Genomic DNA, 26,987 nt, shown 5'->3' on the forward strand with positions numbered 1-26,987 from the left:
CTTATTATTTTAAATTAAGTTAAGTTTCTGCAGTCCTGTATGGATCTTATCCTTTTCACCCTGGCGCAGCCCGCTCAATGGTCTTCTCACCATTCCGGCCGGGATTCCCACCAGTTCACATGCATACTTGTATCCTGCCATAAACGGGCCTGTCTTTAAAGTCTCCCTGATCGCAAGGATCTTATCCTGGGTATTCCTTGCCTGTTCGGTCTGTCCGTCCTGGATCTCACTCCACAGCTGGAGTATGATCTCAGGAAATACCGCAGAGATCAGTGATATCACGCCCTTTCCCCCCAATGAGGCCACAGGCAGGATGGATGCATCGCTTCCTGCCAGAAATTCATACTCTTTGTCCCGGTTGATCAGCCTCATGGTATTCTGCATATGGACCACATCTATGGTGCTCTCCTTATAGTAGAGTACCTCCTCATGCTCATTAAGCAGCCTTGCAACCGTGGACGGCGAAAGTGTATTGCAGGTCTGGGGCGCATTATAGATGCAGACCGGCAGGTCCGATTCCCTGATCAGGTCCGAGAAAAAATCATAGATCCCATCCTGTGTGCAGCTGTAGACCAGCGGCTGGGTCAGCGCCACAGCGTCAGCTCCCGCCTCCTTGCTGGCCTTTAGAAGTTCTTTGCACTCCTCATAGTGGTTCCCCGTAATATTGGACATGACAGGGATCCTTCCCTTTGTCTGGCTGCATACGATCCTGGTGGCCTCTTTCTTTTCCTCCATGGTCATGGACAGACACTCACTGGCCAGCCCGTTGGTAAACAGCCCCTGTACCCCGCTTTTGACCTGCTGTTCCACCTCTTCCCTCAGCAGAGCTTCGTCCAGTTCCCCATTTTCCCCAAATGGTGTAATAATCTCAGTCACAACCCCTGCAAATGACGGCTTCACATTCATATTGCCTCCTTCTCCTGAAACGGATGAATTTTATGAACCTTTGATCATATATGAAATATTGTTCACCTAAATTATATCGAATATAAATGATACCGTCAAGCTAAATCTAATTTTTGTTCAAAAATGAATTTATGTTCATTTTTTAGTTCTTGCTTTTTTATTTTTTTCATTGTACTATTGTTCTTAAGGAACACAATCAAACAAATTACAGCACAGATGCGAGGGGATTATGAAAACCGACTTAAATATGGAACTGATGAAGAATATAGCAGATTTATATTACAACAGTAATCTCACCCAGTCAGAGATCGCGCACCGCTACAACATATCCCGTCCAAAGGTGTCACGGCTTTTGGCTGATGCCCGGGAAAACGGGATCGTAAAGATATTCATAGACGGCAGGAATGAGATCAGCCGTTTTCAGGAAGAACAGCTGTTAAAGCGCTTTCCCTTAAAGGCTGTCAAGGTTATTTCCGTACCCCATGATGACGATCAGCTTGCCTTACAGATCACGGCCCAGGAGACAGCCCGTTTTTTCTCCGGCTTTTTTAGGCCCCATGACAGGATCGGGATATCCTGGGGATATACATTATATACCATGGCCAGATATTTTCCGGAACTGTCCCTGGATGATATTTCCCTTTATCAGATCATCGGACATATTGATAATACCAGCACAAGGAACCATGCCAGTGAGATCATTGACCTGATGGGACAGCGTCTCCACACCCAGAACGCCTTTATATTCCCATGCCCGGCTGTCTTTGACTCACCCCTGATCCTGGAAATGCTGCTCCATGATTCCAAAGTAAAGAAGCTGTATGAATCCATGCTCCAGTGCAACAAGCTGATCGTAAGCCTGGCCCCCTCCGACACCTCCTGCTGCCTGTACCGGTCGGGATATATCAATTACTCGGACCTGGATCTGATGAACCAATGCGGCTCTGTGGGCAGCATATGCTGTCATTTCATCGACCAGAAGGGAAAGCTGTGCGATGAGGGGCTGGATCAAAGGACCCTGGCCATCCCCCTGGATGTTCTCAGGGAAAAGGAGTACCTGTTCGCCTATGTCACCAGTTCCGAAAAGGTGCCTGTCCTTTATTCCGCCCTAAAGGCCGGCTATGTCAATGTTCTGTCCATAGACTCCATATCAGCCAGGCTTTTGTTGGAATTATAGAAAACGAATCAGTTTGGGGCCAGGATGTATACATCCTGGCCCCCTGGATCATGTTTGGTATAACAGTGTTAAGACAGCTGACCCAGGATCGATGATCCAATGGTACCCTCCGGCATCTTTACCCCAAAGTTCTCTGCAATAGTAGCTCCCACTGCCGCAAATGTATCGGTCTCCTTAAGCGCTCCGCTTCCCTCAAACTGTTTGGAATAAATCAAAAGTGGAACCTGCTCCCTGGTGTGGTCGGTGCCTGAATAGGTGGGATCATTTCCGTGATCGGCTGTGATCATCAAAAGATCGTCCTCCCGTAAGTCCGCCAATGCCTCTCCCAGCTTCACATCGAACATTTCCACTTCCTTTGCATAACCCTGGGGATTCCTGCGATGTCCCCACAGAGCGTCAAAATCCACCAGGTTCACAAAACAAAGTCCCTCAAAATCCTCATCCTTGATAATATCAATGGTCTGCTCCATGCCATGGACCGAACTCTTGGACTTATATGCCTTTGTAATGCCCTCTCCGTCAAAGATATCGCGGATCTTGCCAACAGAGATAACCTCAAATCCATGTTCCTTCAGCGCGTCAAGAGCCGTCTTGCCCGTGGGCTTAAGGGCATAATCGTGGCGGTTGCTGGTACGCTTGAATTCACCTTTTTTCTTTCCCACATAAGGTCTTGCAATGACGCGTCCCACACGCCATTCGTCCTTCATGGTCAGCTCCCTTGCAATCTCACAGCAGCGGTACAGCTCATCCAGTCCAAATGTCTCCTCGTTGCCACAGATCTGAAGTACGGAATCAGCGGAGGTATACACGATCATATGGCCGGTTGCAATCTCTTCCTCTGCCAGTTCATCCAAAATTGTGGTTCCACTGGAGCTCTTGTTTCCAATCACCTTATGACCGGTGCGCTTTTCCAGCTCCTCAATCAGCTCCTTTGGAAATCCAGTCTCCGTAAATGTCACAAAAGGTTTCACGGTCTTGATCCCCATCAGCTCCCAGTGTCCGGTCATGGTGTCCTTGCCGCAGCTGTTCTCATTCATTACCGTGTAGTATCCCATGGGCTTTTCCACGGGCGCAACTCCCTTAAGGGGATGCATATTAGCCATTCCCAATTTCTGCAGGTTGGGGATTTCCCAATGGTCCACACTCTCGGCAATGTGCCCCATGGTATCAGTGCCCTCATCCCCATAAGCCTTTGCATCCCTGCCGTTTCCGGCGCCAAATGAATCAACTACGATCACAAATATACGTTTGAATTTTCCCATTCTTTCCATTCTCCTATCCATCAATACAACTTGTTACTTAATCCGCCATCATGGCCGCTGTCTTTAAAGCAACCTTCATCATATTGCCAAATGCTTCCTGACGTTCCTCCACAGTGGCCTTTTCCCCGGTAATAAAGGAATCGGAAATTGTCAGCAGGCACGCCGCTTTTTTTCCCAGCACCTTTGCGTTGTGGAACAGGGCAAAGCTCTCCATCTCCACACATTCACTGCCGTGCTTGGCATAGATCTCCTGGAAGCTGTCCATTCCCGGCTCACTGTAAAATACATCACTGGAATGGATTTTTGCTGGTATCACTTCGATCCCGCATTTATTTCCCGCTTCCAAAATCACCTGATTCAACTCAGGATCCGGATATTTGATGTCTGAGGTATCCCCATTCTGGGTCTGTCCGAAACTGGACTCGCTCCAGCACTCCTCTGCCAGAACCACATCATACAGTTTCAATCGTTCACTGTAAGCACCTGCTGAACCAATGCGGATGATTCTCTCCACACCATACTGTGTAAACAGCTCATAAGAATAGATGCCGATACTTGGCATTCCCATTCCGCTGGCCATAACAGTTACTTCTTTTCCTTCAAATTTGCCTGTGAATGCATAAATATTGCGCACCTTACTCACCAATTTTACATCAGTCAGCCAGTTCTTTGCAATAAATTCCGCTCTCAGCGGATCTCCCGGCATTAATACGGTCTTGGCAATCTCTCCCGGCATTGCGCTGTTGTGTGGTGTTCCCATAAGAATAACCTCCTCTTTCTCTTGCAATTCATATGTTTTTATTTTAAACTGTAAGTAAATAATAGAAAATGCCAAATGTCACTTTTTTTATAAATTATTTTGGTAACAGTTCAGGACGGAGGGACAATGGGTGTTCTGAACAGTTACTAATTTTGTATAGGGAGATACTATGAAATGGGATAACATACTATCCGCCTGCCGCAAATACGAGTGTTTTCCATCCGTGGAACGCCTCTTTTCAGCATGCCCCATCCTGATCCGCAACTATCTGACACTCAGTTCTTTCCCGGCAGGGCAGCTTCTCATTGAAGCAGGCTCCCCCTGCGGTACTGTATATATCCTGGTATCCGGACGGCTGCAGGCCATTGAGGAAAAAGCAGGTGAAGTACCGTACAGCTTTTTTGATATTGTTCCCTTTGATATTGTAGGTGACTACGAGCTGTTTTCAGAGGACACGGAAAGTTTTGTCACGGTCCAGGCCAGGGAACCCTCAGTGTGCCTTACCATTCCTGCCAGATTTTACCTTCAGTGGATCAGCGCTGACAGCGTGGCGCTGTTCTTCCGCACCAGGCTGCTGATGAAAAAGCTTTCCCTGCAGCTGAATTCCAGCCGCCGTTACCTGCTCATGTCCTATGAAGAGAGGTGTACATACGTTATCTGTCAGGAAGCCGGCAAGGTTTCCCCTGTGGACGGCATTTTCCGGCTGAAACTAAACCGGGAGTTCCTGGCCACCAAGACCGGATGTTCCCTGCGCACAATCCACCGCCTTCTAAAGGAAATGGAACATAAGGATATGCTGGCCCTGTCCGGCGGAAAGATCCTTCTGACCTCAACACAGCTGGAGAACATGATGAACGGCCTGGATCCGTACTCATAGAAGTGCAGTCCTCCTAGATCGTATTTCCATAATCAATAGGGCTGAGCTTATATTTTTCAGCCCAGCCCTTAAATCCAGAACCTTATTTCTCTTTTGCTTCAACCATCCTCTTAATATCAGCAATAAAGTCTTCCAGCTGTGCGGCGCCCAGATCACCCTTGTCACGGCTTCTCACCGTAATGGCGCCCTCGGCAGCTTCCTTCTCACCCAGAACCAGCATAAACGGAACCTTTTCCAGCTGAGCCTGACGGATCTTATATCCCACCTTCTCATCCTTGTGATCCAGCTCTGTGCGGATACCGGCAGCCTTCAGCTTTTCGTACACGCCTGTTGCGTAATCCATGGACTTCTCAGACACAGGGATTACCTTTACCTGTACTGGAGCCAGCCATACCGGGAACTTGCCTGCAAAATGCTCGATCAGGATACCGATAAAACGCTCAATGGATCCAAAGCATACGCGGTGGATCATAATAGGACGCTTCTTTGAACCATCCTCTGCCGTGTACTCCAGGTCAAATCTCTGAGGCATCTGGAAATCCAGCTGAATGGTGCCGCACTGCCATGTCCTGCCCAGGGAATCCCTCAGATGGAAATCAATCTTAGGACCATAAAACGCGCCGTCTCCCTCGTTTACAATATACTCCAGGCCCATGTCCTCCAACGCCTTTTTAAGTCCGTTGGTAGCCATCTCCCAATCCTCGTCAGATCCCATGGAATCTTCCGGTCTTGTGGACAGCTCCACAAAATATTCAAATCCAAACTGAGTGTAAACTTCATTGATCAGCTTTGTTACGCCCTTGATCTCATCCTCAATCTGGTCATCCCTCATGAAAATATGAGCATCATCCTGTGTAAAGCAGCGCACCCTCATCAGGCCGTGAAGCTGTCCGCTCTTCTCATGGCGGTGAACCAGACCCAGTTCGCCCACGCGCAGGGGCAGGTCACGGTAGGAATGAGGCTGGTTCTTATATACCAGCATACCGCCCGGACAGTTCATTGGCTTAACCGCGTAATCCTCCTCATCGATCACCGTGGTATACATGTTATCCTTGTAATGATCCCAGTGGCCGGAATTCTCCCACAGCTTACGGCTCAGGATGATCGGTGTGGATACCTCCTGATATCCATCCCTCTGATGGATCTCGCGCCAGTAATCAATCAGTGTATTCTTAAGTGTCATGCCCTTTGGAAGGAAGAACGGGAATCCGGGTCCTTCCTCAGCAAACATAAACAGTCCCAGCTCCTTGCCCAGCTTTCTGTGGTCCCGCTTCTTGGCCTCCTCCATCATGGTCAGGTAGCTTTCCAGGTCTGTCTTATTGGAAAATGCAGTGCCGTAGATTCTGGTCAGCATCTTGTTCTTCTCGCTGCCCCTCCAGTAAGCGCCGGCAATACTGGTCAGTTTAAATGCCTTTACGCCCTTTGTATACATGATATGGGGTCCTGCGCACAGGTCCACGAACTCCCCCTGCTGGTAAAAGCTGATGGTTTCCTCATCAGGAAGATCCTGGATCAGCTCCACCTTATAAGGCTCGCTCTTCTCCTCCATAAACTTAATGGCCTCGTCCCTTGGAAGCACAAAAGGCTTCACCGGAAGATTTTCCTTGACGATCTTTGTCATCTCTGATTCCAGCTTCTCCAGGTCCTCAGGTGTGAATCCTCCCTCTCTGTCAAAATCATAGTAAAATCCATCGTCAATGGCCGGTCCGATTGCCAGCTTTGTCTCAGGATACAGCCTCTTTACTGCCTGTGCCAGCACATGGGATGCAGTGTGGCGGATCGCCCTTAACTCATCCTCTGCTTCCTGTACGCTTCCGTCTGGTAAAATAATCTTCATTAGAAACTCCTTTCATCCTCTTTGGGAAATTAAAAAACCCCTGGACATATCGCTATGTCCAAGGGTGCATCTACACGGTTCCACCTTGATTTTCACTCATTCATCCCTTAACGCGGGACACGGTGCCATTTCCCTCCCTGGTTCCTCCCGAATCACTGCGGTCCAATGATTCCTTCTGATCATTCCGGGACATCCCTGACACGGCTCCGGACTGGTCTTCATCAATCTCATGTATACAGCCCTTCCACCACCTGGGCCGCTCTCTGGATACATTCCACTGACTACTGGTTCCATCAACGCCATTTTATGCATTTCTGCTAACCTTGATTATAGCATCTGGGGATGATTTGTCAAGGATAGTTTTATCCCGCTCCGCTTTACACCACCCCAAAACCGTGATAAACTACAAATTGCAGGCATGTCTTATTTCAAATTGGAGTATCAACTATTATGGTAAAGCAAATTACAGAAGATATCTACAGTATCGGCGTACCGCTCAGCGGCAACCCTTTAAAAGAATTAAACAGTTACTGGATCCGCGGAACACAGCGGGATCTGCTGATCGACACCGGCTTCCGGTGCCGGGAATGTGAGGATGCGCTGAGGGAAGGGCTTAAGGAACTGGGAAGCGGTTCCTCCCGCCTGGATATCATCACCACCCATTTGCACTCGGACCACACGGGCCTGTGTCAGCGCATTGCGGGAAAAGACAGCAAAATCTATATAAGCAAGACTGATTTTACGATCATGAAGGACCATCTGTTTGGGGATGGCTCCCATTTGCGCCATCAAAGATATATCCGTGAAGGTTTTCCCAAGGATCTGCTGGAATATGCCGATTCCATTAACCCGGCCTCGGAGATGGCCATTGAATCACCGGAAGGCAACTTCTGTTATATTGGGGATCAGGATAAGATTGAGATTGGAGACCATATACTGACAGCGGTTTCAACCCCGGGCCATACGCCCGGACACATGATGTTCTGGATGGAACAGCCTGGGATCATGTTTACCGGTGATCATATCCTCTTTGATATTTCACCTAATATCACTGCATGGAATGGTGTGGAGGACTCCCTGGGAAATTATCTGGACAGCCTAAGGGCTGCCGGCACCTATCCTGTAACCCTGGCTCTCCCCGGACACAGGAAGGAGGGGGACTACCACCAGAGGATCCGGGATCTGACCGCCCATCATCACAGAAGGCTGGATGAGGTCATACAGATTCTTTCCCAGACCCCCGGCATGAACGCCTATGATATTACAGGTCTGATGCGGTGGAAGATCCGTGCCAGGAACTGGGATGACTTTCCGCCTGTACAGAAATTCTTTGCGGTAGGTGAATGTCTGGCCCACCTGGATCATCTTGTAAAGCAGGGCAAGGTCATCTGTGATAAGGGCAATCACATCTGGACATATGAATTAAGCGGGCAAGCCCCTCACTGATGAGGAGCCTGCCCGCTTATCGCATTTTATTCTTTTCACTTGCCTGTTCGTTGGCTATTCCGTCACCACCGGATAACCGCCGCCCAGCCATCCAGCTCCGCCTTCCTTGCCCATACCGCCCTGAAGAGAGTATGCCTCATATCCTAAAAGACGCAGGATCGCCGTTGTCTGGGAAGATGTCTGGCCTGTGTAGCAGTAAACCACCACTGGTTTATCTGTTGGAATCTGGGAGAACTGCTCCTGCATTCCCTTTGCAAATGGGATGTTGATTGCTCCCGCAATGTGGCCCTTTGCATAATCCTCTGCCTGGCGCACGGACAGGATGGTGTAATCCTCACTCTCGGCATCTACCAGTTCCATCAGAGATTCAGGCTTAAAATTAAAGGATGAAATAGTATTACTGGTGGCCTCTTTGTAGTAAGCCGCAATGGCCTCTAAAGCAGCAGGGTCAACCTCATATGTATCCTGGGGAAGAGCTGTTTCCTCCGTATCAATATATGCCTCATATCCTTCTGTCTGAGATATTCCGTTATTCCACCCGCTCTGGATGTTGGTTGCATATTTCCCTGCCACATTGAGAAGGGCAACGGTCTGGGAAGAGGTCTGGCCCGTATAGCAGTTTACATAAACCGGAACATCATCAGGGATCTTATCCAGATTATCCGCCACATCCGCTCCATAGGGCAGGTTGACGGCGCCTTTTAAATGTCCCTGGGTATAATCCTCCGGCCTTCTGATGTCAATAATAAACATATCCTCGCCTGCATCGATCTTCTCAAACAGGTCCGGTACAACAATCATATGCTTATCATCCGGAAATTCTGCAAAGTAAGCCATGGCAGCTTCCTTTACCGTATCGGTCTTGCTCTCCTCTGCCTTAGTTTCTTCCGCCGCCTCTGTCTCTTCCCTTGTATCTGCGGAAGTTTCAGCAGGGGCCTCTGTGGCTGCCGGGGCAGCTGTGGCTGTCTCTGTCACGGTCTTTGTGGCACATGCGCTTAATGAGACAGCAGCCATGGCCGCCAGTAAAACAGGAATCATTTTTTTCATAATAAAATCCTCTCTTTAATCGTCCTTCTCTATTTACTCGTTACTATTAACCATGTATCCCAAATCCTATGATGCATTCTTTTTAACGGGCGCAGCTCCTCCTGCAGGCATTTCCACAGGATTGTCACTGTTGGAGGACCACTCCAGATAAGCGCCGTCATAAATGCGGATATTCCGGTATCCTGCCTCATAAAGCTGGACAAATACAGGCGCCGCCCGCATGGATGTCTGGCAATATACAATGATCTCATCTTCCGGATAGATCTTGTCTTCCAGATAATTGATCCTGGTGATCTGTGTTGTCTTAAAGGTCCCGTCTGAGAAAAAGTTAGTCTCATAGGGGATGATAACAGAGCCGGGAACCTTTCCCTTTTCAGCAAACTCCTCCTGTGTACGCACATCCAGCAGTATCACATGGGAATCCGGCTGCTCCGCCTGCTTTCTCACATCATCCATATCAGCCAGCCAGCTGCGTGACGGTTCGCGGGCAGTAAATACTGCCGGTTCCGGGGCGGATACATCCGTTGTCATGGGAATCCCCGCGCCCTGGATCGCATCAAAGCCTCCATCGATCACCTTCACGTTCTGGTGCCCGTACATGAATAAAGACCATAACAGACGGGACGCGCCCATCCTGTTGGAATCATAAGCAAGTACAAGAGTATCATTGGAAATGCCGTTCTCCCCCATCACCTTTTCAATCTTCTTTTTGCTGGTAAGCATATTCTTTACCGGAACATTGATCACAATATCCTCGGTGGGAATATTTACCGCGCCTGCCACATGGCCTGCGCCGTACTCATCAGCGGTCCGTGTATCCACGATTACCACCTTTTTCTGTCCTGTGTAAGCGGTCAGGTCCTTGGTTGGCATGATCAGGGATTCACCTTGAACAAATGTGTGGGAGCTGCAGCCTGTAATCACGGCCGCCAGCACTGCCAAGAAGGAAAAGATTGTTAATTTTTTAGCAATCGAACCCATAAAATCCTCCCTCTTAAAGCGGATTGTTTCTAGTATTAGTTGTAGTCAGCGTTCCATCATAAGCACAAAATAAGGGCCTCAATCTTATTTCGTACAGATTTCATCTTTCATTATACTTGATATTTGTAATAATGTGGCATAAGACTTCTTTATATTGCATCATTTAATTGGATAGTAGCTTTTTTATGCCGGAATGCTATGGTAAAATAATAACAATAATTGTTGAACATTCAAAGGTAACCGGCGGATGTACAGAAAGGAACAATGATGAATCGGAACGCCAAGCACCAAACATTTGAATTGATCCCCACTCTCATATACATTTTATTCTATGGCCTTATATCGGGCGCTTTCCTGACCCGATTCCCCTTTGTCCATTCCGATGAGGCATGGCTGGCCGGGCTAAGCCGTGATATGCAGACAGCCGGCGGATTTGGCGTGACAGAGAGTTTTTTTGACCTAAAACCCCGGGTCCCCCACGCCGTCCGTATACTGTTCCACGCCCTCCAGACTGTGTTTATCCGCTTATTTGGGTATGAGATCAGCTCGGTCCGGCTTTTGTCCCTGGCAGCCGGTCTGGCCTGCCTTCTGATCCTCTATTATATAGGTAAAAGGCTGGGAGGAGCATGGATAGGCGCCGGACTTATGATCCTGGTAAGCCTGGACATGTCTTTTATCTATGCCTCCCACTTTGCCCGTCAGGAGATCCTTTTGGGAATCAGTCTTCTTAGCTGCCTGTTTCTCCTGCTGAAATGCCAGGGTCTTCCCTCCCCCAGGCAGTCTCTGTGCCTGGCTGCGCTCACCGGCATTTCCGTGGGTATACATCCCAACAGCTTTCTGTGTGCAGCGGTCTGCGGCTCTGTGATGTTATGTTCCTGTCCACGGCCCCATAACCGTCCTCTCATTCTTTACACCTGCGCCACCGGTATATTTGCGGCCCTGTTTATAGGGATCAGCTTTCTTTATGACCCCCGCTTTATTCCCAACTACTTCCTGTACGGGGAACAGGAATTTGAACTGAGCCGAAGCGCATCCGGGCGTATTGCCCAGTTCTTATATTACTTTAAAAGTATCTTCCGTCAGGAGAGCGGAACCTATTACATACCGGATCTGCGGCTGGAGCTTATCCTTATTCCCATTTTCCTCATCCTCCTGCTGCTGGCATGGCTCTTTCTCAAAAGCAGCCTGGATGAGGATGTGGTTTCCTGGTGCAGCCATACCAGGGTTCTTCTGTCTGCCATGGCCGGCCTGGCGGCTGGTATGGTGGTCATTGGGCGGTATAACCAGACCTCCATTGTTTTCTTTATCCTGTTAGGCTGGATATTGGTGATGCAGCTTCTGCTTTTGTTTGGCCCCGCAGGACGTCTCCTGTCCATCGCCGCCATGGCCGGCCTTTTGTGGAACGGCAGCCTTCAGTTAACTCCCTATATAAACATGCCCGCCTATGACTCCTATCTGGAACAGCTCAGCCGGCTGGTTCCCCGGGATGCCGGAGTTATTGCCAATCTGAACACGGAATTTTACTTTGACCAGGGAGTGCTCAGGGACTACAGAAACCTGCCCTACATGGCAAGCCGCCGGGAGCTTGAGAACTATCTTGAAATAAATAAGATCCAGTACATCTGTTTCACGGATGAACTGGACTATATCTATGAAAACCGTCCTAATTACAATGTTATTTATGGAAATGCCTCCTTTATAAAGGATCTGCAGTCCTACTGCGAATCAGACTGTACCCTGGTAGGAACTTTTGAAAATCCCATGTACGGTCCCAGGATCATCTCCCTGCTGGGTACAAAAGAATACGCATCCATCCGCGTGTACAGGGTTGAGGAGCCGTAAATCCCCTACAGACATGCCTCAAGCCCATTTCTGGTCTCCGGGGCAAATCCCTCCGCTCCCCTGTTCCACACACCTGCAAACCGGCCTGTCTCAGGGGACAATACCCCAATGGAGGTGCCCAGGACCAGCGCCTCCTCAATATCATGGGTCACCATCACAACCGTTGCCTCTGTCTGATCTGCCATTTCCCTTATGCTCTTATATAATCCCTGTTTTGTCATATAGTCCAGGCTGGAAAACGGTTCGTCCATCAGCAGCAGCCTGGGCCTTAAGCAAAGTGCCCTGGCCAGCGCCCCCCTCTGCTTCATACCTCCTGAAAGCTGATGGGGATAGCTGTCCTGAAACTCCTCCAGACCAGCCATTGTAAGATATCTCACAGCACATTGGCCATAGTCATTTCCCTCAGGTAAGATTCCTGCCTTTTTTAGGGCATAGACCAGATTTCCCTTCAGGGTAAACCATGGAAACAGCTGGTCAAAGCTTTGAAACACCATCATCATATCCTTGGAGGGGCCTGATACAGCCCTTCCATCCAACAGTATCTCCCCTTTGCCAGGCTTATTAAATCCCCCGATCATCCTGAGCAGCGTGCTCTTTCCGCAGCCGCTTTGGCCAAGGATGATATAAAAATCCCGGTCCTGAACCGTAAAACTCAGGTCGTCTAACACCATGTGCTCCGTACCGGACACCTCAAAGGACTTATAAACATTCCTGACTTCCAGCATTTTTCCTACCTCCTTTGATCCGCCTTATTATGCTTTCATTCCCCATTTTTCCAAGGTATGCTTTTCGATTGCGCCAAACAATACGTCCTCCACCAGCATTCCCACAATAATGACCAGGATAATGCCTGCAAACAGCCCCGCCGTGTTCATAAAGGTGCGCTGGGTCAGTATGTACCACCCGATTCCCCCTTTTTCCCCCACTGCGCCAAATACCATCTCCGCACTGATAAATGCCCTCCATCCCCTGGCCCAGCCTATCTTCAGGCCGGATATGAGATATGCCATGGATGCGCGCAGGCGTATCTCCAGTGTAATGGCAGCCGTGGACATGGAAAGGCTTCTGCCTATGTCCTCATAAATAGAAGGCATGGACCGGAAACCGCTGAGCAGGTTTACCAGAACCGGCCACAGGGCGGAATGGACCACAATGGCAGTGACCGCACCGCTTCCCGTGCCAAACCACATGATGATCAGGGGAAGAAGCGCCAGTCCGGGCAAAGGATGGGCCAGGGCAGTGAGGGTGTCTATCAGGCTTTCCATTACGTTGGACCAGGTGGACAAAAGCGCCAGTACCACTGCCAGCACTCCGCTGATCACCAGGGACCATCCAATGATCCCCACGGAATATATGCTCTGCCAGATCAGATCCCCATGGACCGCACCCTCATACAGGGTGCGCATCACTTCCTCCACGGACGGAAATAACAGCGGGGATACGTGAAATAGTTTCACGCTCCCCTCCCATAAAACCAGAAATACCATGATCCAGCCCATGCGCTCCAGCCATTTGTTTCTCATTTTCATTGTGTAACTCCTTATGCACTGAGATATGTCACCGATACACCACGTTGTCAAATACCAGCTCGTCCATGGGCCTGGCCTGGCTGATAAATCCCATCTCCGCCATCCGCTGGCTAAAGCGCGCCACACCGTTTAGATCAGTGGAGTAGATGGTCCCATGATACCCCATCTGACGGCTGAGCTCTTCCTGGGTTATCCCATACACAGGCGCCAAAAGCCGGACCGACTCCTGTGGATTTTCATTGATAAAATCCACAGACTCCTTTAGAGCCTCCTGGAACGCGTCATAGTAATCCCTGTGGTCCTTATAAAAATCCTCCATGGCCACACAGGAGATAAAGGTAAATGGTTCACCCATGATATCCTCCCCTGTAGCCACCACAGTTCCCCCTCCGTCCACCTCCTGGGAAATGTAAGGGGGCGTGGATACATGGGCTGTAATCTCCGTTCCTGAAAGCAGGGCATTGACCGAATCCGGATGGCTCATGGACACCAGCTGGCTGTCCAGGGCATGGGCATCCCCCAGCTGTTCCTCTGCCAGCATGCAAAGCAGTACATGCTGTGTGCAGGCCGGAGAAAGAATGGCAATGCGGTCCTCCTTTGTCATGTCCCTGAGGGACCTGACCTCTTGTCTGGAAGTGACAATGGCCACCTCATTAGAGCTCAGTCCCGCTGCATAGCGCCACTTCATTCCATTGTCAATTCCGATCAGAACCGGGGACACTCCCATGAATCCAAAATCGATCTCCCCGTTAAGCATCCCCTCCCGGATCCCCGTAGGTCCGCCGAATTGCTTCCAGTTGATCTGTACGCCAGGAAGCCTGCGCTCCAGAAATCCCTTTTCCTTCATAATCTGAAGGGGGGCGTATGCGATTCCAAACTGTTCTGCGATCCCAATGGATTCCTGTTCCTGTTTTTTACATCCCGCTGATAAAAATACCGCCGTACAAAAAGCCAAAAGGGCTGTTATATAAACCTTGTTTTTCTTTCTGCTGCTGTTCCTCAATGATGTCCTTCCTTTCCCTGCGCTTTATGGATAAAATCTGCATATCATTTCTTCCCCTGACTGAGACTTAACAGACAGGCGCCTGTAAAAATCATCCACCCTTTCCCGGATATTCTCTTTTGTGCCGCAGATCACACAGTGTCCAAAACGGGCCGTTGCATTTTCCATGACCGGGATCTCCTGACCTATTTTATAATTGTATCCCGCGTCCAGCACATAGGGCAGGGCAAGTATATCCTTAACAGGCGTGATATGGCCGATCGTTCCCGGCCTGCAAAATAGCAGCTGTACCGCCACACACCCTTCCCGGCGGTCCGCCCTGTACCCATCCGGGACTTGGACCTGATCCCGGCGCCCCATTGCGCTGTCCATCACGGCTCCCAGAATATCAAACCCGCTTACCCATGGGATGAACACATCCTCAAACGCCCCTCCGATCCTGGCTGCCAGTTCATTCACCTTTATTCCCTCAGCCCCAATTAGGATCTGCAGGTAAAACGGCCCGTTCTCCAGTTCAAAGGCATCTGCCACCCTTTTGCTTATGTCCTCTATCTCCTCATACAGATCCATGTGCACGGAGGGAAACCTGTGCCCTGTACAGACCCCTATATGGGTCTGGTCCGGATACAGCAGCCGGTCCGTGACCGTAAGGATATGAAGCCTGCCGTCTTTGATCCACCCGCTTACCGTCACCTCGTCACTTTCATAGAATTCCTCCGCCAGCGCCTGACTGCATCGGGAAAATGACAGGGTATGCTCCAGATGTTCCATTACCTCCAGAGGCGTATCTAACTTATAGATCCCTCTCTGTCCCTGGGAATCCAAAGGTTTAATAACCAGAGGCGTCTTAAGTCCCTTAAGCTCCTTCTCCCCGGTACTCCTGTCCACCAGCCTGTACCTGGCTGTGGGGATCCCCGCCTGTGAAAGGATCTGTTTCATCTGCTTTTTATTTGTGACCGAATACGCCTGCTCCACTGTCAGCAGACCGGGCAGCCCCAGCTCCCTGCTGATACATGCGCACGTATAAACAGGCTGGTCCGTGCCCATGGTCATGACCCCTGTCACCCCGTACCTCTTCGCAGCCCTGATGCATGCCTGCACATCAAAGGTACTTATCTTCTCATGCACGCCGCAGACAGACGCTGCCAGGGGATTCTTGGTATAATCAGCCAGAACCGTGTCCACTCCCATGGACCTGGCCCTCTGGGCACCGTGAAGCTGACAGTTGGATCCTCCCAGCATCAAAAGCTTTTCAGGGCGTATCAGGTCCCTGATCCTGTAAACCGTCTGTCTGCGCCCATTTCCGCCTTGTCCGCATTCCTTCTCATCCTGTCCGAGTCCCTTTCCGCCCCGGTCCAGTCCGTAATACCATGCAATATTTCCATACAGCCGCAGCAGCTTTCCCAAATTATATCCGCTGAAGCCATATTGTCTTCTGCCCGGTGTGTAATACAGGTTTTCCACCTTTAGTTTCCTGCCCTTTATTTCCGCGCTTTTTAAAGCAGCGGCCGACAGATAAAAAAATCCCCGGGGCTTCATGGCCAGGGCATCCTTTACAACTTGCGCCGTCATGACTCTGAGGCTGCTGACCTTCATTCCCCGCGGCGCTCCGATCAGGCGTGAGAACAGCAGATCCCTCATCCCGCTCCCCACCCTTCGGTATACAGGACGTCCGTTCCTCTTCCTGCCTTTGGAAACATCATGATCCCGCCCATGATGCAGCATCTTGTGATCCGATATCTTATAAGCCGGTATCCCATAGGCCAGATCACATTTCCCATCCGCCACCTGCCCGTACAGCTTTCTAAGCATCCGCGGCGGCTGTTCCAGATCGTCATCTATGGTTCCATAGGTCCGGCAGGGCCCCACATGTCTCAGTCCGCACAGGATGGCTGCCTGTTGTCCGAAATTTCCGTCCAGCATCGCCAGGGTCACCTCGGGCCTCAGGCAGTTCTCCATCAGATACCGGGCCGTATCTTCGTCATTGCTGTCATCCACCAGGCAGATCCGTATCTTGATATCCGGAAGGAACGTCTTTTCAAGCTCCAATACCAGCTTTTTCACCGATTCGCGGGACCGGTAGACCGGTATCACAATTCCCAAATCATATGCCATATTTCTTGCCTTTCCCTTCTGCCCTTGGGGCTTAATGTCCTGTGCACGCCCGTATCACCATATCGGTTGTATATTCCACCTGTTCCATGGTCATCAGCCCATGAATCGGCAGGCGGAGCAGTGTACAGGAACACTTGGCAGATTCTTTTAGATCCTGCTCTTTATATCCCATGGCTGCGCCCTGGGGAGACATATGGAGAGGTACGTAGTGGGTCCTGCACTCAACTCCGTTTTTTAAAAGGAACTCCCTTACAAGGTTTCTCTGCCTTTCATGTTCAAACCTGAGATAGAAAATGTGGCCGTTGTACCCGGCATACTTCGGGATCCCCATAAGGCGTATGGTCCCGCCTTTATCCAGCGCCGTAAGCCGTTCCCTATACCCCTGTGCGATCTCCCTGCGCTTTAAGGTAACCCTTTCAAGTATCTCCAGCTGGGAGGCCAGCATGGCTGCAGGCAGCTCTCCCATGGCCGTACATGACCCAGGCATGTTCCAGGTATAACGGTCCACCTCTCCCCGCAGATACATGGACCGGTTGGTCCCATGGAGCCTGTACTGTCCGGCTTTTTCATACAATTTCTGGTCCCCTGTCATCAAAACACCGCCTTCCCCGCAGGTGAGATTCTTTGTGTGGTGAAAGCTTATTGCCCCAAAATCCCCCATTGTGCCAAGTGCGTGCCTCTGATCGTCCCGTCCTGTATAGAAGGCTCCGATTCCCTGTGCAGCGTCCTCTATCAGGGCGATCCCTGCATCCCCGGCAGCTGCCAAAAGTTCTTCCATGGGACAGGATACCCCTGCATAGTGGACCGCCACCACGGCTCTGGTCCTTGGTCCGATCTTTCTCGCCATATCCCTGACAGATATGTTCTGGGTTTCCTGATCAATGTCGCAGAACACAGGAACTCCTCCGTGTAAAAGCACGGCATTGGCCGCCGAGGGGAAATTAAAAGAGGGCAGGATCACCTCGTCCCCCTGTTTTAACCCCAGGCATCCCACCGCTGTTTCCAGGGCAGTAGTGCAGCTGGTTGTAAAAAGGGGATTGGTCCCCGGAAACAGCATATTCCATTTATTTATAACCATGTTCATAATAAAACCATCTGTCTCCAGGTCAGAGGACAGACAGTTATTAACATACCTGCTTTCTGCTTCCCCGTGACAACGCCCATAGAAGTTTACTTTCATGCCAATCCCCCTTTTATACGCTGTAAAATTGTGATAAACTGTTATCAATCCCTATAATGTGCACTCCCATAGATTCATCGGCCCCATCTTCGCGGCTGACTTTACGGGAGCACACGAACCCCAAAAGGAGGACGCCTGTATGTACGAACTGGATTGCCTGGGCGACATGTGCCCCATCCCTATCATGAAACTAAAACAATGCAAACAGATCAAGGAAAAAGGCGGGCAGTTAAAGCTGGTCACAGACCACAGCTGCGTGGTGGAATCCATCTCTGACTACTGCAGGAAGCAGAAGCTTCAAATCCATGTGGTAGAACCCATGAACGGGATCTGGGAGCTGTACATAGAAAACTGATCTGCATCAGCAGATACTTTTGCTTACAATGGAGATAAAATACTTAACGATCTCCTCCAATGTCTGGTTCTCTTTGGCTTCATGCATATGGTATATGGAATACACATCATAATTCAGATCAAAATCCGTCACCGGAATGATCTTGATCTGCTTTTGGTACACTTCTTTTTTGATGGTAATATAGGGCAGGAAGGCTACGCCGTGGCCTGCCATTACCGTGCTCTTTACCGACTCCGTGGAATCCAGCTGGAACATGACCTTAAATTTCTCTACCGGATGCCCCTGCTGGTCCAGATACTGCCTCAGCAGACGGTAGGAACTGAACTGCTCATTGAGCATCACCATGGGGATCCGCTTCAGGTTATCCAGGGTGACCCGGTCCGGTATGTGAAACCCGTGGCTGGCCACCAGGCAGATTTTATCGCTGAACGCAGGGCTGCACACAATCTTTTCCTCCTGGATCTTACCCACGATAAATCCCAGGTCTGCCTGCCCCCTCTCGATCCTGTGTATCACCTCATTGGAGGAGACGGAATTCAGGCTGAAGGAATAGTTGGGATATTTGTGGTTTACCTTGTAAAGACAGCAGGGAAGGGCATAGTTGCATGCCACCGGGGTGGCTGCAATCCTGAATGTTCCGCTGTATGTCTGAAGATTATCAAGCTCTTCCCTTAAATCCGAATAGGTTTCCAGAAACTGGGCCGAATATTTATTCATTACTTCCCCGGCCTTTGTAAGGGTGATTCCCCGATTGGACCTTTCAAACAGTTTAACCCCCAGTTCCTCCTCCAGCCTCTGCATCTGCTGGCTCAGGGCAGGCTGGGATATATGGCTGGCCGATGCAGCCTTGGAAATGCTCTTTTCTCTTGCGATCCGATCAAACATGATTATCTGTTCTATCAACATATTATTCATTCCCCCATACGGAAACCGGTTTACACGCGCTCTCATTTACTATTATATATGTATGTTAAAAAAAACACAATATCAGCTATTGCATCTGCTTATAGCAAAATCTTATACAGTATAAGAATTTAAAATAGTGAAATTTTTATCAATGTGCTATAATGAAATCTGTAGATAAGCGTTCTGATCCTCAAATCTATACAAAAAGGAGGTGCATTGAATGCAGAATAATGCAACTGAGACAACTGGAAGCAGCATCCGGCGCAGTTCCGGAAGCTCGGGCAGTTCCCGGCCAAGGAAGAAAAAGAAAAACCAGCTTCCCATTGGCTTTGGCGTGCTGCTGGCCATGATCATCATCGGCCTGCTTCTAGGTCTCAAGAATGGCACACTTGCACTATACTGGGCATTTGGCTGTTGTTTCGGTTTTATCCTGCAGAAGTCCCGATTTTGTTTTACCGCCTCGCTAAGGGACCCCTGTATAACCGGCTCCACATCCATCACCCGGGCGGTGCTCATTGCATTCGCTATTACCACGATTGGATTTACAGCAATTAAATACGGCGCATTTGTAAATGGCCAGGAAATCCCAGGCCAGAGCTACATCATGCCCATCAGCCTTGCAACAGCAGTTGGAGGCATTATGTTCGGGGTCGGTATGGTCATTGCCGGCGGCTGTGCATCCGGAACCCTGATGCGTGTCGGCGAAGGATTTGCCATGCAGATGTTAAGTCTTTTGTTCTTTGTCATCGGTTCCCTCATTGGCGCGGGCCACATGGGATGGTGGACCGAGAATTTTATTGCGACTGCTCCCAGGATCTTTCTTCCGGATGTGTTCGGATGGGCGGGCGCAGTGGTCTTACAGTTAGTGATCATCGGGCTGCTCTACATTGCAGCTGATTTGTACGAAAAAAAACGTATGGGAAACACAGAGGACTAAGGCCCTGTGTTCATGAAAGGAGATTATTATGGCAGAATTTACAATTGATTGTTTAGGCGAGGCTTGCCCCGTACCTTTAATGAAGGTTCAGAAACAGATTGAAAAAATGGCGGTTGGTGATGTTCTGGTTGCACAGATCGACCACAGCTGCGCAATGAAAAATGTTCCCGAGTGGGCAAGAAATCAGGGATATAACGTTGAAATCGAGGAAGTGGATGACGGTGAGTGGGAGATTGTGATCGAAAAGACAAAATAGAAAGGATACAGGTGGTATTTTGAAAGCTTTTTGGGATAAATTAAGTTCTAACCCATATTACAAACAAATTTTCAAAAATCCATTTACATATGTAACCGGCGCTGTCCTGTTATCCATTTTCCAGATCGCCATGTTTGCATCCACCGGCTCTCCCTGGGGAGTGTCAGGGATCTTTGCCAACTGGGGCGCATGGCTGTACCGGCTGGTAGGCGGGAACGTGGATAAATGGTATTACTTTTCCTCTGAAGGTGCCCAGAGCACATTAAACGCAGGGATCATGAACCATCCCGGCTCCTGGCAGAATTTCGGCATCATCGCGGGAGCCCTGGCAGCGGCCCTGCTGGCATCCCAGTTTAAATTTAAGAAGATCAAATCCTTAAAACAGGTAATTGCCGCAACCCTTGGAGGGCTTCTCATGGGTTATGGCGCCCGTCTCGCCGGAGGATGCAATATCGGAGCGCTGTTTTCAGCCATTGGCTCCATGTCTGTATCCGGCTGGGTATTTGCGTTCTTTCTTTTTATCGGGGCATTTATAGGAAGCAAGCTGCTGGCAAAATTCTTCATGTAAATAACGGGATAACCCAAAACCTTAAAATATGGGGACATCAATGCAGACACAGAATGTAGAAAAAGCAGCTATATTTTGTGTCTGTATTTCATTACGCATTTTACGCCTTTTCGGTTTATGATCTCATTCATGACCAGTTGGGCGATCTTATTTGAAAGGCAGGTTTTAACATTGGAAAAAAAGACTGAACAATATGACGTTGTGATTATAGGAGGAGGTGCAGCCGGTCTCACCGCTGCCATTTACTGCGGGCGCGCCCGTTTAAAGACCCTGGTAATTGAAAAAGCGCTGGTAGGCGGACTGGCCACATACACCAATGAGATTGAAAACTATCCGGGATTTCCCGAGGGCAGCACCGGCCTTGGCCTGATGGAGCTGTTCCACAAGCAGGCTAAAAAATTCGGCGTAAAATTTAAGCTCACCGATGTGCGCGCCGTACAGCTGGAAGGGGACACTAAGGTGGTGGAAACCTTCCGCACCAACTATGAATGCCGCAGCGTCATCATTGCCAGCGGCGGAAAACCAAGGCTTACAGGGGCGCCGGGTGAGGACAAATTCCTCTATGACAAGGGAATTTCCTTCTGCGCAACCTGTGACGCGGCTGCCAACACAGGTAAAACCGTAATGGTCATTGGTTCCGGTGACGCGGCCATAGAGGAAGGCATGTTCCTGACCAAATTTGCCAGCAAGGTGATCGTCAGCGTCATGCATGAGGAAGGAAAGATGGACTGCAATGAGATTGCAAGGGAGGAAGCCCTGGCCAATCCCAAGATGGAGTTTATCTGGAATACCCTGCCTGAGGAATTCAGAGGCGATGAGGAACACCTTCACAGCGTGGCGCTGAAAAACTTAAAGACCAGCGAAATAATCGATGTGCCTGTGGACACCTGTTTCCTGTTTATCGGCTATGTTCCAAACACTGAAATTTTTAAGGGTATCATTGACATGAACCGCTCCGGTTATGTGCTTACCAATGAGAAGATGGAAACAAATATGCCCGGCGTATTTGCAGCAGGGGATGTGCGCGACAAATTCTTAAAGCAGGTGGCCACCGCGGTGGGCGATGGTGCAATTGCAGGATATGCAGCTGAGAAATACCTTGCAGAAAGCGAAATATTTGAAAATCAGATCATGGACCCGTCCCTTCCGGGCCTTGTGTACATCTGGAACGCGGTAGAAACTGCCAGCCGCGGCCTTCTGCCCGTCATTGAGGAATTTGAGCAGGAACACGGCCGGAGTGTTAAGGTGACCAAGGTGGACATTTATAAATCTGCCGGCATTGCCAACCGCCTGGGCATTACCACGGTCCCCAGCGTAGCATTTATCAAGGACGGCAAACTTGCAGGAGTCCTTACGGAGGACATTACAAAAGAAGCGCTTAAAGCTGCTTTATAGTATTACCACATATAAACCCATACAGCCCTCTCTGCCCTGCGGATCCCTTATTCCCGCACACAGATCCAGGGCTGTTTTTATAACTTTTCCACCGGTGTGAGTAAAATACCGTTCAAATTGTGGATAACATTTACTTTCCTTCTTATTTCTGTTAAAATATATCCTCAGAAAGCCTGTTATCATTCGGGCAAAACATAATACAAAAGAAGGTGACACCATGAAAATTGTAATCATAGACGGCCAGGGCGGCAAAATGGGAAAATCCGTGATCGAGCAGTTGAAAAAGCGTTTTCCTGATCTGGAGACCTATGCCATAGGCACCAACAGCATTGCCACATCCGCCATGCTGAAGGCAGGGGCCACTTACGGAGCCACGGGTGAAAATCCAGTGATCGTAAATTCCCATGATGCCAATATCATTATAGGTCCCATCGGCATTGTCATGGCCAATTCCCTGTTAGGCGAGATCACCCCTGCCATGGCCACAGCCATAGGGTCCAGCAGCGCATATAAGATACTGATTCCGGTTAACCGCTGCAATCACTATATTGTCGGCTGTCAGAACAGTACCTTATCCGATTATATCAATATGGTTTGTGATGAGGTTGGAAAGGAAGTGAATTCCAAATGAGGACCATAGAATTTAAAATGGAACGCCAGGGCCTTGTAAACAAAGGCGACAAGGTTAGGATCATTGAGCGCGAGGGTACCAGCAGCTACAGTTATATCATTGACCCGGCAGTGGCCATGTCCGGCTGTTTTGCCGCACGCTACCGCATCAAATCCGAATACGGCATTGTAAAGGATATCCGTGAAAATTCCAGGGGATTCTACGTGATCGTGGACTTTGATGAGGATGAGCCTGACTAATACCCTGTACCAATCAAACCTGGTACCCTATACCAATCAAACCGCCGGCAAACAAAGGGGGTATGGAACATAAAGCAGTTTCAAAAACACAGGAAATCCCAGGCGGCCAAATCATTGCTGGCAACGTCCCTGACTGCAGGCGCTGCCTGCCTGATCACAGGTACATGCCTGTACCATATGGCCCTAGATGCACATACAGACAAATCCGGGCTTTTAAAGCCTTCTCCCCACGCCAATCCGGTTCCCCAAAGACACCCCCTGGACCTGGAGAAAAGCAAAAAGCTTAGGGAGCAGTACCAGGATGTGGAAATTCTATCCTTTGACCACCTAAAACTCCACGGATACCTGTGCACACAAAAAGGATCCTCCCAGGATACAGACCGCTGGGCCATTCTGGTACATGGCTATGACGACTCGGGTCTGTGGTTTCATGAGGAAGCCCTTGCATTTTACAGACAGGGTTTTCATCTTCTCCTGCCCGATGCCAGGGGACATGGAAAAAGCCAGGGCACTTATGTGGGAATGGGCTGGCATGACCGCCTGGATATTATAAACTGGATATATTGGATCATCCGTCAGGATTCCCGTGCTAAGATCGTCCTTTACGGCGTATCCATGGGTGCTGCCGCCGTAATGATGGCTGCAGGGGAACCACTCCCTGATCATGTAAAGGCTGCGATGGAGGACTGCGGATACACATCTGCATGGGATGTCCTGAAATACCAGTTAAAAGCCCAGTTCCACCTTCCTGCATTTCCCGCCCTCACCTGCGCGGGCCTGATGACCCGTCTGAAAGCCGGTTACGGGTTAAAGGAAGCTGATGCCCTGAAAAGCGTGTCCAGGACAAAACTCCCCATACTGTTCATCCATGGAACAGAGGACCGGTTTGTCCCCTTTGAAATGTGCAGAATGCTCTATGATGCGTGTAAAAGCGAAAAGGAATACCTTGCAGTAGAAGGCGCCGTCCATGTAAGATCTGCCATGGTTGGCGGCCCAGCATACTGGAACAAGGTATTCCAATTTATCAACAGCTATATATAAACAATCCTACCCAATGGGTATAATCTGCACATTGCCCGAAGGCTCTGAAACAGGAGGAACCGTTGGCGTGGGAAGTGTCTCCTGACCCGGCTTATCCGTGCTGATAAGCGGGTCATTATTTATGGAGGGATTAACAGGCGCCACCGTGGGGGTATTGGATGGTGATATGTCGGATGGCGGAGTAATAATGGGCTGTACAATTGCGTCCGTCTCCTCCGTAGCACTGCTTTCCTCCGGTGCGGTACCGGCCGCCATATCAATAAGTACCCGATCCCCGCTGTTTAACTCAATAGCCTTACTCCAAAGCACGCTGGTGATCCCGCTGCTTCTGTTCCAGTCACAGTCATGCCACAAACAGATGACTTTACCGTCCCTGGCCATCACGATCTCCAGCATGTCATTGCCATCCACATGCTTTCCTGTTCTGGCGGAACTGTCATTGATCCTGTAAATATTTCCATCGCGGGAAATAACGGCAGCCACACCATATGCCTGTTTCCAGATTGCAGGATGGTATTCCCCATAGATCTGGCCCTCATCCTCATAGTAATACATATTCTGCATCACTCCCGGGAAACGCTCCGATACAGCCTGCTTATTCTGCCCATCCATGTCTGTCTTGAATATCTGACTGTACCACTCTCCGCTGGCTGTTTTTTCCACATAACTGCTGTAATAGATCTGGTTATCCACAATACAGTAACTTTGTACACCATAGGTTTCCTTGATAATCCCCGTATCCCTTCCATCCTGCTTCACATTCACAGATGTATTCGTACCGCTTCCTCCCAGATAATATGTTTTGCCGTCAATGGTCAGCTGTCCATGTTTTACATATTTGATCAGGCCGTCTTCCTCGATCCTGTAGATACGGTCCCCAACATTCACACTGTTTCCGCTTTCAGCCACAGCCGGATTGCCTATCTCATCCACCAGATAACAGCTGTCATCCTTAATGACCACAGAATACCTGGCTTCACCGGTTGCCATTTCCGTACCCGAGGTGGCGGAAAGGATCTTCCCTCCCTGGGAATAATAAATAATATCATCCAGGACCAGATACCCTTCTACGTTCTCTGCAATCAGCTCCTTTGTATTCCTTCCCGGCATCATGCGGAACAATTTATTACAAAGTCCCTTCTCAGCCTCACTGAGACGTGACAGCTGGCTTTCTTTGACCTTAGGCAGGAAATATACGTAATCGCCGTAAGCTCTCATAGAATTCTTTGTAGTGCGTTCTGGCGCCGATTCTCCCCCCAGCACCATGATCTTATTCTCAACTGTCCTGCGGTACATGATGGTCTTAAAAAGACCTGTCCCCTCTTCATCTTTTAAAAAGCACCAGAAGGCATTGGTGCGCACCAAACTGTCCAGGTTCTCTCCCGTGCTCTCCGGCACATAATCCAGATCCGTCCCGATCTTCTTTAAATAACCCTTTGTATCATGGAATGTAAATATCTGTCCCTCCTGTTTCCATTCCCCTGTGATCATAAAACCGTCTTCACCGAAATGGTACAGATATCCTCCAATCTCTTTCCACGCATCTGTAACAAAATTCTTTTCATCCAGATAATACCTCCACCCCTCATCTGTCTCATACCATCCTGCTTTTGGACCCTCGTCCGTATCAATCTCAATGTGGGTCGTCTCCTCAGCCTTTGAAAAATCCAGTTCCTTATAATCGGAGCTGATCTTACCAAATACTCTGACCACCACATAGATGGCGGCTGTCATAACCAAAACAGCTATGAGAATCAGAAATATCATCTTAACTGCCGACTCTTTCTTTTTACGTTGTCTGTTCATCTGATTTTCCTCTGGTCTCTTTTGTTTCATTGCCATTTGTTCTATTCAAAAATACTTTTAAATGTTGAAACATAATTATAGTATCAGACTTCGCTTTGTTTTACAATGAAGGAAATCTTACAATAATACAAAAAACAAAAAAAGCACCCACCCATAAAGGATAAGTGCTGCGTGCCCAGAGCCGGAATCGAACCAGCGACACGAGGATTTTCAGTCCTCTGCTCTACCAACTGAGCTATCTGGGCATCTGATGAGCGTGCCGGGGTTCGAACCCGGGACAACTTGATTAAAAGTCAAGTGCTCTACCGACTGAGCTACACGCCCAGAGTTTTTAAGTTTTTGCAAAAAAAATTGCGGGGGCAGGATTTGAACCTACGACCTTCGGGTTATGAGCCCGACGAGCTTCCAGACTGCTCCACCCCGCGCTAATATATAATTATAAATGTTTTAAAATGTTTTGTCAAGAAACATTTTAAATGGGCGAAGGTGGATTCGAACCACCGAAGGCATTGCCAGCAGATTTACAGTCTGTCCCCTTTGGCCACTCGGGAATTCGCCCTTATTAAGTTAGTATATACACATTTCTAAGAAAAATACGTTAGTGGGGCCTACAGGGCTCGAACCTGTGACCCTCTGCTTGTAAGGCAGATGCTCTCCCAGCTGAGCTAAGACCCCATAGGTATTTTCTTCAGCGTGTATATGAAAGAAAAACGACCCGGAACGGGTTCGAACCGTCGACCTCCGCCGTGACAGGGCGGCGCTCTAACCAGCTGAGCCACCGGGCCATTAAAGGCATATACATACCTTCAAAACCACATATTGAAAACCGAATTGAAACTTCCTTCTTTTCCCTAAACCTTTTGGTTAAGCCCTCGACCGATTAGTATTAGT

The 26,987-nt window shown here is 49.3% G+C and carries 25 protein-coding genes and 6 tRNA genes; 12 read left to right on the plus strand and 19 right to left on the minus strand.

From position 1 onward, the window contains the following. Positions 1–9: 9 nt before the first annotated feature. Positions 10–906 (minus strand): dihydrodipicolinate synthase family protein, encoded by an 897-nt coding sequence (locus tag ABID13_RS18430; protein WP_048931073.1) that lies wholly within the window; start codon positions 904–906, stop codon positions 10–12. Positions 907–1,135: 229 nt separating this feature from the next. Here ABID13_RS18430 and ABID13_RS18435 point away from each other — a divergent pair, with 229 nt between their 5' ends. Then, positions 1,136–2,083 (plus strand): sugar-binding transcriptional regulator, encoded by a 948-nt coding sequence (locus tag ABID13_RS18435; RefSeq protein ID WP_048931074.1) that lies wholly within the window; start codon positions 1,136–1,138, stop codon positions 2,081–2,083. A 68-nt stretch (positions 2,084–2,151) separates the two neighbouring features. Here ABID13_RS18435 and ABID13_RS18440 read toward each other — a convergent pair whose 3' ends face one another. Further along, positions 2,152–3,345, minus strand: coding sequence for a phosphopentomutase (locus ABID13_RS18440; protein ID WP_007870644.1), 1,194 nt, complete (start codon positions 3,343–3,345; stop codon positions 2,152–2,154). A 37-nt stretch (positions 3,346–3,382) separates the two neighbouring features. Next, positions 3,383–4,105, minus strand: a complete 723-nt coding sequence (gene deoD / locus ABID13_RS18445; RefSeq protein ID WP_007870645.1) for a purine-nucleoside phosphorylase — start codon at positions 4,103–4,105, stop codon at positions 3,383–3,385. A gap of 169 nt (positions 4,106–4,274) precedes the next feature. On the opposite strand from deoD, the gene ABID13_RS18450 reads away from it, so the two are divergent. Continuing rightward, positions 4,275–4,982: a Crp/Fnr family transcriptional regulator gene (locus ABID13_RS18450; protein ID WP_048931075.1), complete on the plus strand. Its 708-nt coding sequence runs from the start codon at positions 4,275–4,277 to the stop codon at positions 4,980–4,982. Positions 4,983–5,064: 82 nt separating this feature from the next. Here the strand turns inward: ABID13_RS18450 and thrS are convergent, their stop codons facing one another. Next, positions 5,065–6,819: a threonine--tRNA ligase gene (thrS, locus tag ABID13_RS18455; RefSeq protein WP_007870650.1), complete on the minus strand. Its 1,755-nt coding sequence runs from the start codon at positions 6,817–6,819 to the stop codon at positions 5,065–5,067. 450 nt (positions 6,820–7,269) lie between these two features. Here thrS and ABID13_RS18460 point away from each other — a divergent pair, with 450 nt between their 5' ends. After that, complete coding sequence (locus ABID13_RS18460; protein ID WP_045091668.1) at positions 7,270–8,265, plus strand: MBL fold metallo-hydrolase; 996 nt, start codon at positions 7,270–7,272, stop codon at positions 8,263–8,265. Between the two features lie 54 nt (positions 8,266–8,319). Here ABID13_RS18460 and ABID13_RS18465 read toward each other — a convergent pair whose 3' ends face one another. Both ABID13_RS18465 and ABID13_RS18470 read right to left on the minus strand, forming a co-directional pair. Then, positions 8,320–9,312 carry a rhodanese-like domain-containing protein gene (locus ABID13_RS18465; protein ID WP_007870672.1) on the minus strand — a complete coding sequence of 331 codons (993 nt, stop codon included), beginning with the start codon at positions 9,310–9,312 and terminating at the stop codon, positions 8,320–8,322. 66 nt (positions 9,313–9,378) lie between these two features. After that, positions 9,379–10,293, minus strand: coding sequence for a sulfurtransferase (locus tag ABID13_RS18470; protein WP_048931076.1), 915 nt, complete (start codon positions 10,291–10,293; stop codon positions 9,379–9,381). Positions 10,294–10,557: 264 nt separating this feature from the next. Here ABID13_RS18470 and ABID13_RS18475 point away from each other — a divergent pair, with 264 nt between their 5' ends. Beyond that, complete coding sequence (locus ABID13_RS18475) at positions 10,558–12,135, plus strand: glycosyltransferase family 39 protein (protein WP_082174005.1); 1,578 nt, start codon at positions 10,558–10,560, stop codon at positions 12,133–12,135. Between the two features lie 5 nt (positions 12,136–12,140). Here the strand turns inward: ABID13_RS18475 and ABID13_RS18480 are convergent, their stop codons facing one another. The 5 genes from ABID13_RS18480 to ABID13_RS18500 are packed head-to-tail and all read right to left on the minus strand — an operon-like array spanning position 12,141 to position 17,962. Further along, complete coding sequence (locus ABID13_RS18480; RefSeq protein ID WP_007870676.1) at positions 12,141–12,860, minus strand: ABC transporter ATP-binding protein; 720 nt, start codon at positions 12,858–12,860, stop codon at positions 12,141–12,143. Between the two features lie 27 nt (positions 12,861–12,887). Further along, positions 12,888–13,664, minus strand: a complete 777-nt coding sequence (locus tag ABID13_RS18485; protein ID WP_007870677.1) for an ABC transporter permease — start codon at positions 13,662–13,664, stop codon at positions 12,888–12,890. 28 nt (positions 13,665–13,692) lie between these two features. Beyond that, positions 13,693–14,667 (minus strand): ABC transporter substrate-binding protein, encoded by a 975-nt coding sequence (locus tag ABID13_RS18490; protein WP_007870678.1) that lies wholly within the window; start codon positions 14,665–14,667, stop codon positions 13,693–13,695. A 24-nt stretch (positions 14,668–14,691) separates the two neighbouring features. Beyond that, positions 14,692–16,782, minus strand: coding sequence for a glycosyltransferase (locus ABID13_RS18495; protein WP_048931078.1), 2,091 nt, complete (start codon positions 16,780–16,782; stop codon positions 14,692–14,694). A 31-nt stretch (positions 16,783–16,813) separates the two neighbouring features. Next, on the minus strand, positions 16,814–17,962 hold the full coding sequence (locus tag ABID13_RS18500; RefSeq protein WP_007870690.1) for an aminotransferase class V-fold PLP-dependent enzyme: 1,149 nt from the start codon (positions 17,960–17,962) through the stop codon (positions 16,814–16,816). A gap of 139 nt (positions 17,963–18,101) precedes the next feature. On the opposite strand from ABID13_RS18500, the gene ABID13_RS18505 reads away from it, so the two are divergent. Further along, positions 18,102–18,317 (plus strand): sulfurtransferase TusA family protein, encoded by a 216-nt coding sequence (locus ABID13_RS18505; protein ID WP_007870692.1) that lies wholly within the window; start codon positions 18,102–18,104, stop codon positions 18,315–18,317. A gap of 6 nt (positions 18,318–18,323) precedes the next feature. On the opposite strand, the gene ABID13_RS18510 is transcribed toward ABID13_RS18505, so the two are convergent. Then, positions 18,324–19,223, minus strand: coding sequence for a LysR family transcriptional regulator (locus ABID13_RS18510; protein ID WP_007870694.1), 900 nt, complete (start codon positions 19,221–19,223; stop codon positions 18,324–18,326). Between the two features lie 220 nt (positions 19,224–19,443). On the opposite strand from ABID13_RS18510, the gene ABID13_RS18515 reads away from it, so the two are divergent. From ABID13_RS18515 to ABID13_RS18545, 7 genes are all read left to right on the plus strand, one after another. Then, positions 19,444–20,160, plus strand: coding sequence for a YeeE/YedE thiosulfate transporter family protein (locus ABID13_RS18515; protein ID WP_007870704.1), 717 nt, complete (start codon positions 19,444–19,446; stop codon positions 20,158–20,160). Between the two features lie 28 nt (positions 20,161–20,188). After that, entirely contained in the window at positions 20,189–20,416 is a 228-nt protein-coding gene (locus ABID13_RS18520) for a sulfurtransferase TusA family protein (protein WP_007870707.1), read from the plus strand. Between the two features lie 19 nt (positions 20,417–20,435). Further along, positions 20,436–20,984: a YeeE/YedE thiosulfate transporter family protein gene (locus ABID13_RS18525; protein ID WP_007870708.1), complete on the plus strand. Its 549-nt coding sequence runs from the start codon at positions 20,436–20,438 to the stop codon at positions 20,982–20,984. Between the two features lie 171 nt (positions 20,985–21,155). Continuing rightward, positions 21,156–22,379, plus strand: coding sequence for an FAD-dependent oxidoreductase (locus ABID13_RS18530; RefSeq protein WP_007870709.1), 1,224 nt, complete (start codon positions 21,156–21,158; stop codon positions 22,377–22,379). A gap of 217 nt (positions 22,380–22,596) precedes the next feature. Continuing rightward, complete coding sequence (locus ABID13_RS18535; RefSeq protein ID WP_007870711.1) at positions 22,597–23,010, plus strand: DUF3842 family protein; 414 nt, start codon at positions 22,597–22,599, stop codon at positions 23,008–23,010. Then, on the plus strand, positions 23,007–23,249 hold the full coding sequence (locus ABID13_RS18540; RefSeq protein ID WP_007870724.1) for a hypothetical protein: 243 nt from the start codon (positions 23,007–23,009) through the stop codon (positions 23,247–23,249). Before ABID13_RS18535 ends, ABID13_RS18540 begins: the two co-directional genes overlap by 4 nt. A 114-nt stretch (positions 23,250–23,363) precedes the next feature. Further along, positions 23,364–24,290: an alpha/beta hydrolase gene (locus ABID13_RS18545; RefSeq protein WP_082174006.1), complete on the plus strand. Its 927-nt coding sequence runs from the start codon at positions 23,364–23,366 to the stop codon at positions 24,288–24,290. Positions 24,291–24,296: 6 nt separating this feature from the next. Here ABID13_RS18545 and ABID13_RS18550 read toward each other — a convergent pair whose 3' ends face one another. The 7 genes from ABID13_RS18550 to ABID13_RS18580 form a co-directional block, all read right to left on the minus strand. Continuing rightward, positions 24,297–26,096 carry a hypothetical protein gene (locus ABID13_RS18550; RefSeq protein ID WP_048931081.1) on the minus strand — a complete coding sequence of 600 codons (1,800 nt, stop codon included), beginning with the start codon at positions 26,094–26,096 and terminating at the stop codon, positions 24,297–24,299. A gap of 172 nt (positions 26,097–26,268) precedes the next feature. After that, positions 26,269–26,341 (minus strand) — tRNA-Phe (locus ABID13_RS18555). 6 nt (positions 26,342–26,347) lie between these two features. Beyond that, positions 26,348–26,420, minus strand: a tRNA-Lys gene (locus ABID13_RS18560). Between the two features lie 27 nt (positions 26,421–26,447). Continuing rightward, positions 26,448–26,521, minus strand: a tRNA-Met gene (locus ABID13_RS18565). A gap of 52 nt (positions 26,522–26,573) precedes the next feature. Continuing rightward, a tRNA-Tyr gene (locus tag ABID13_RS18570) sits at positions 26,574–26,655 on the minus strand. A gap of 43 nt (positions 26,656–26,698) precedes the next feature. Next, positions 26,699–26,771 (minus strand) — tRNA-Val (locus tag ABID13_RS18575). 36 nt (positions 26,772–26,807) lie between these two features. Then, positions 26,808–26,881: transfer RNA gene (locus tag ABID13_RS18580), tRNA-Asp, on the minus strand. Between the last annotated feature and the right edge of the window lie 106 nt (positions 26,882–26,987).

It is taken from the genome of Enterocloster citroniae (genome assembly GCF_040545455.1).
Lineage (GTDB): Bacteria > Bacillota > Clostridia > Lachnospirales > Lachnospiraceae > Enterocloster > Enterocloster citroniae.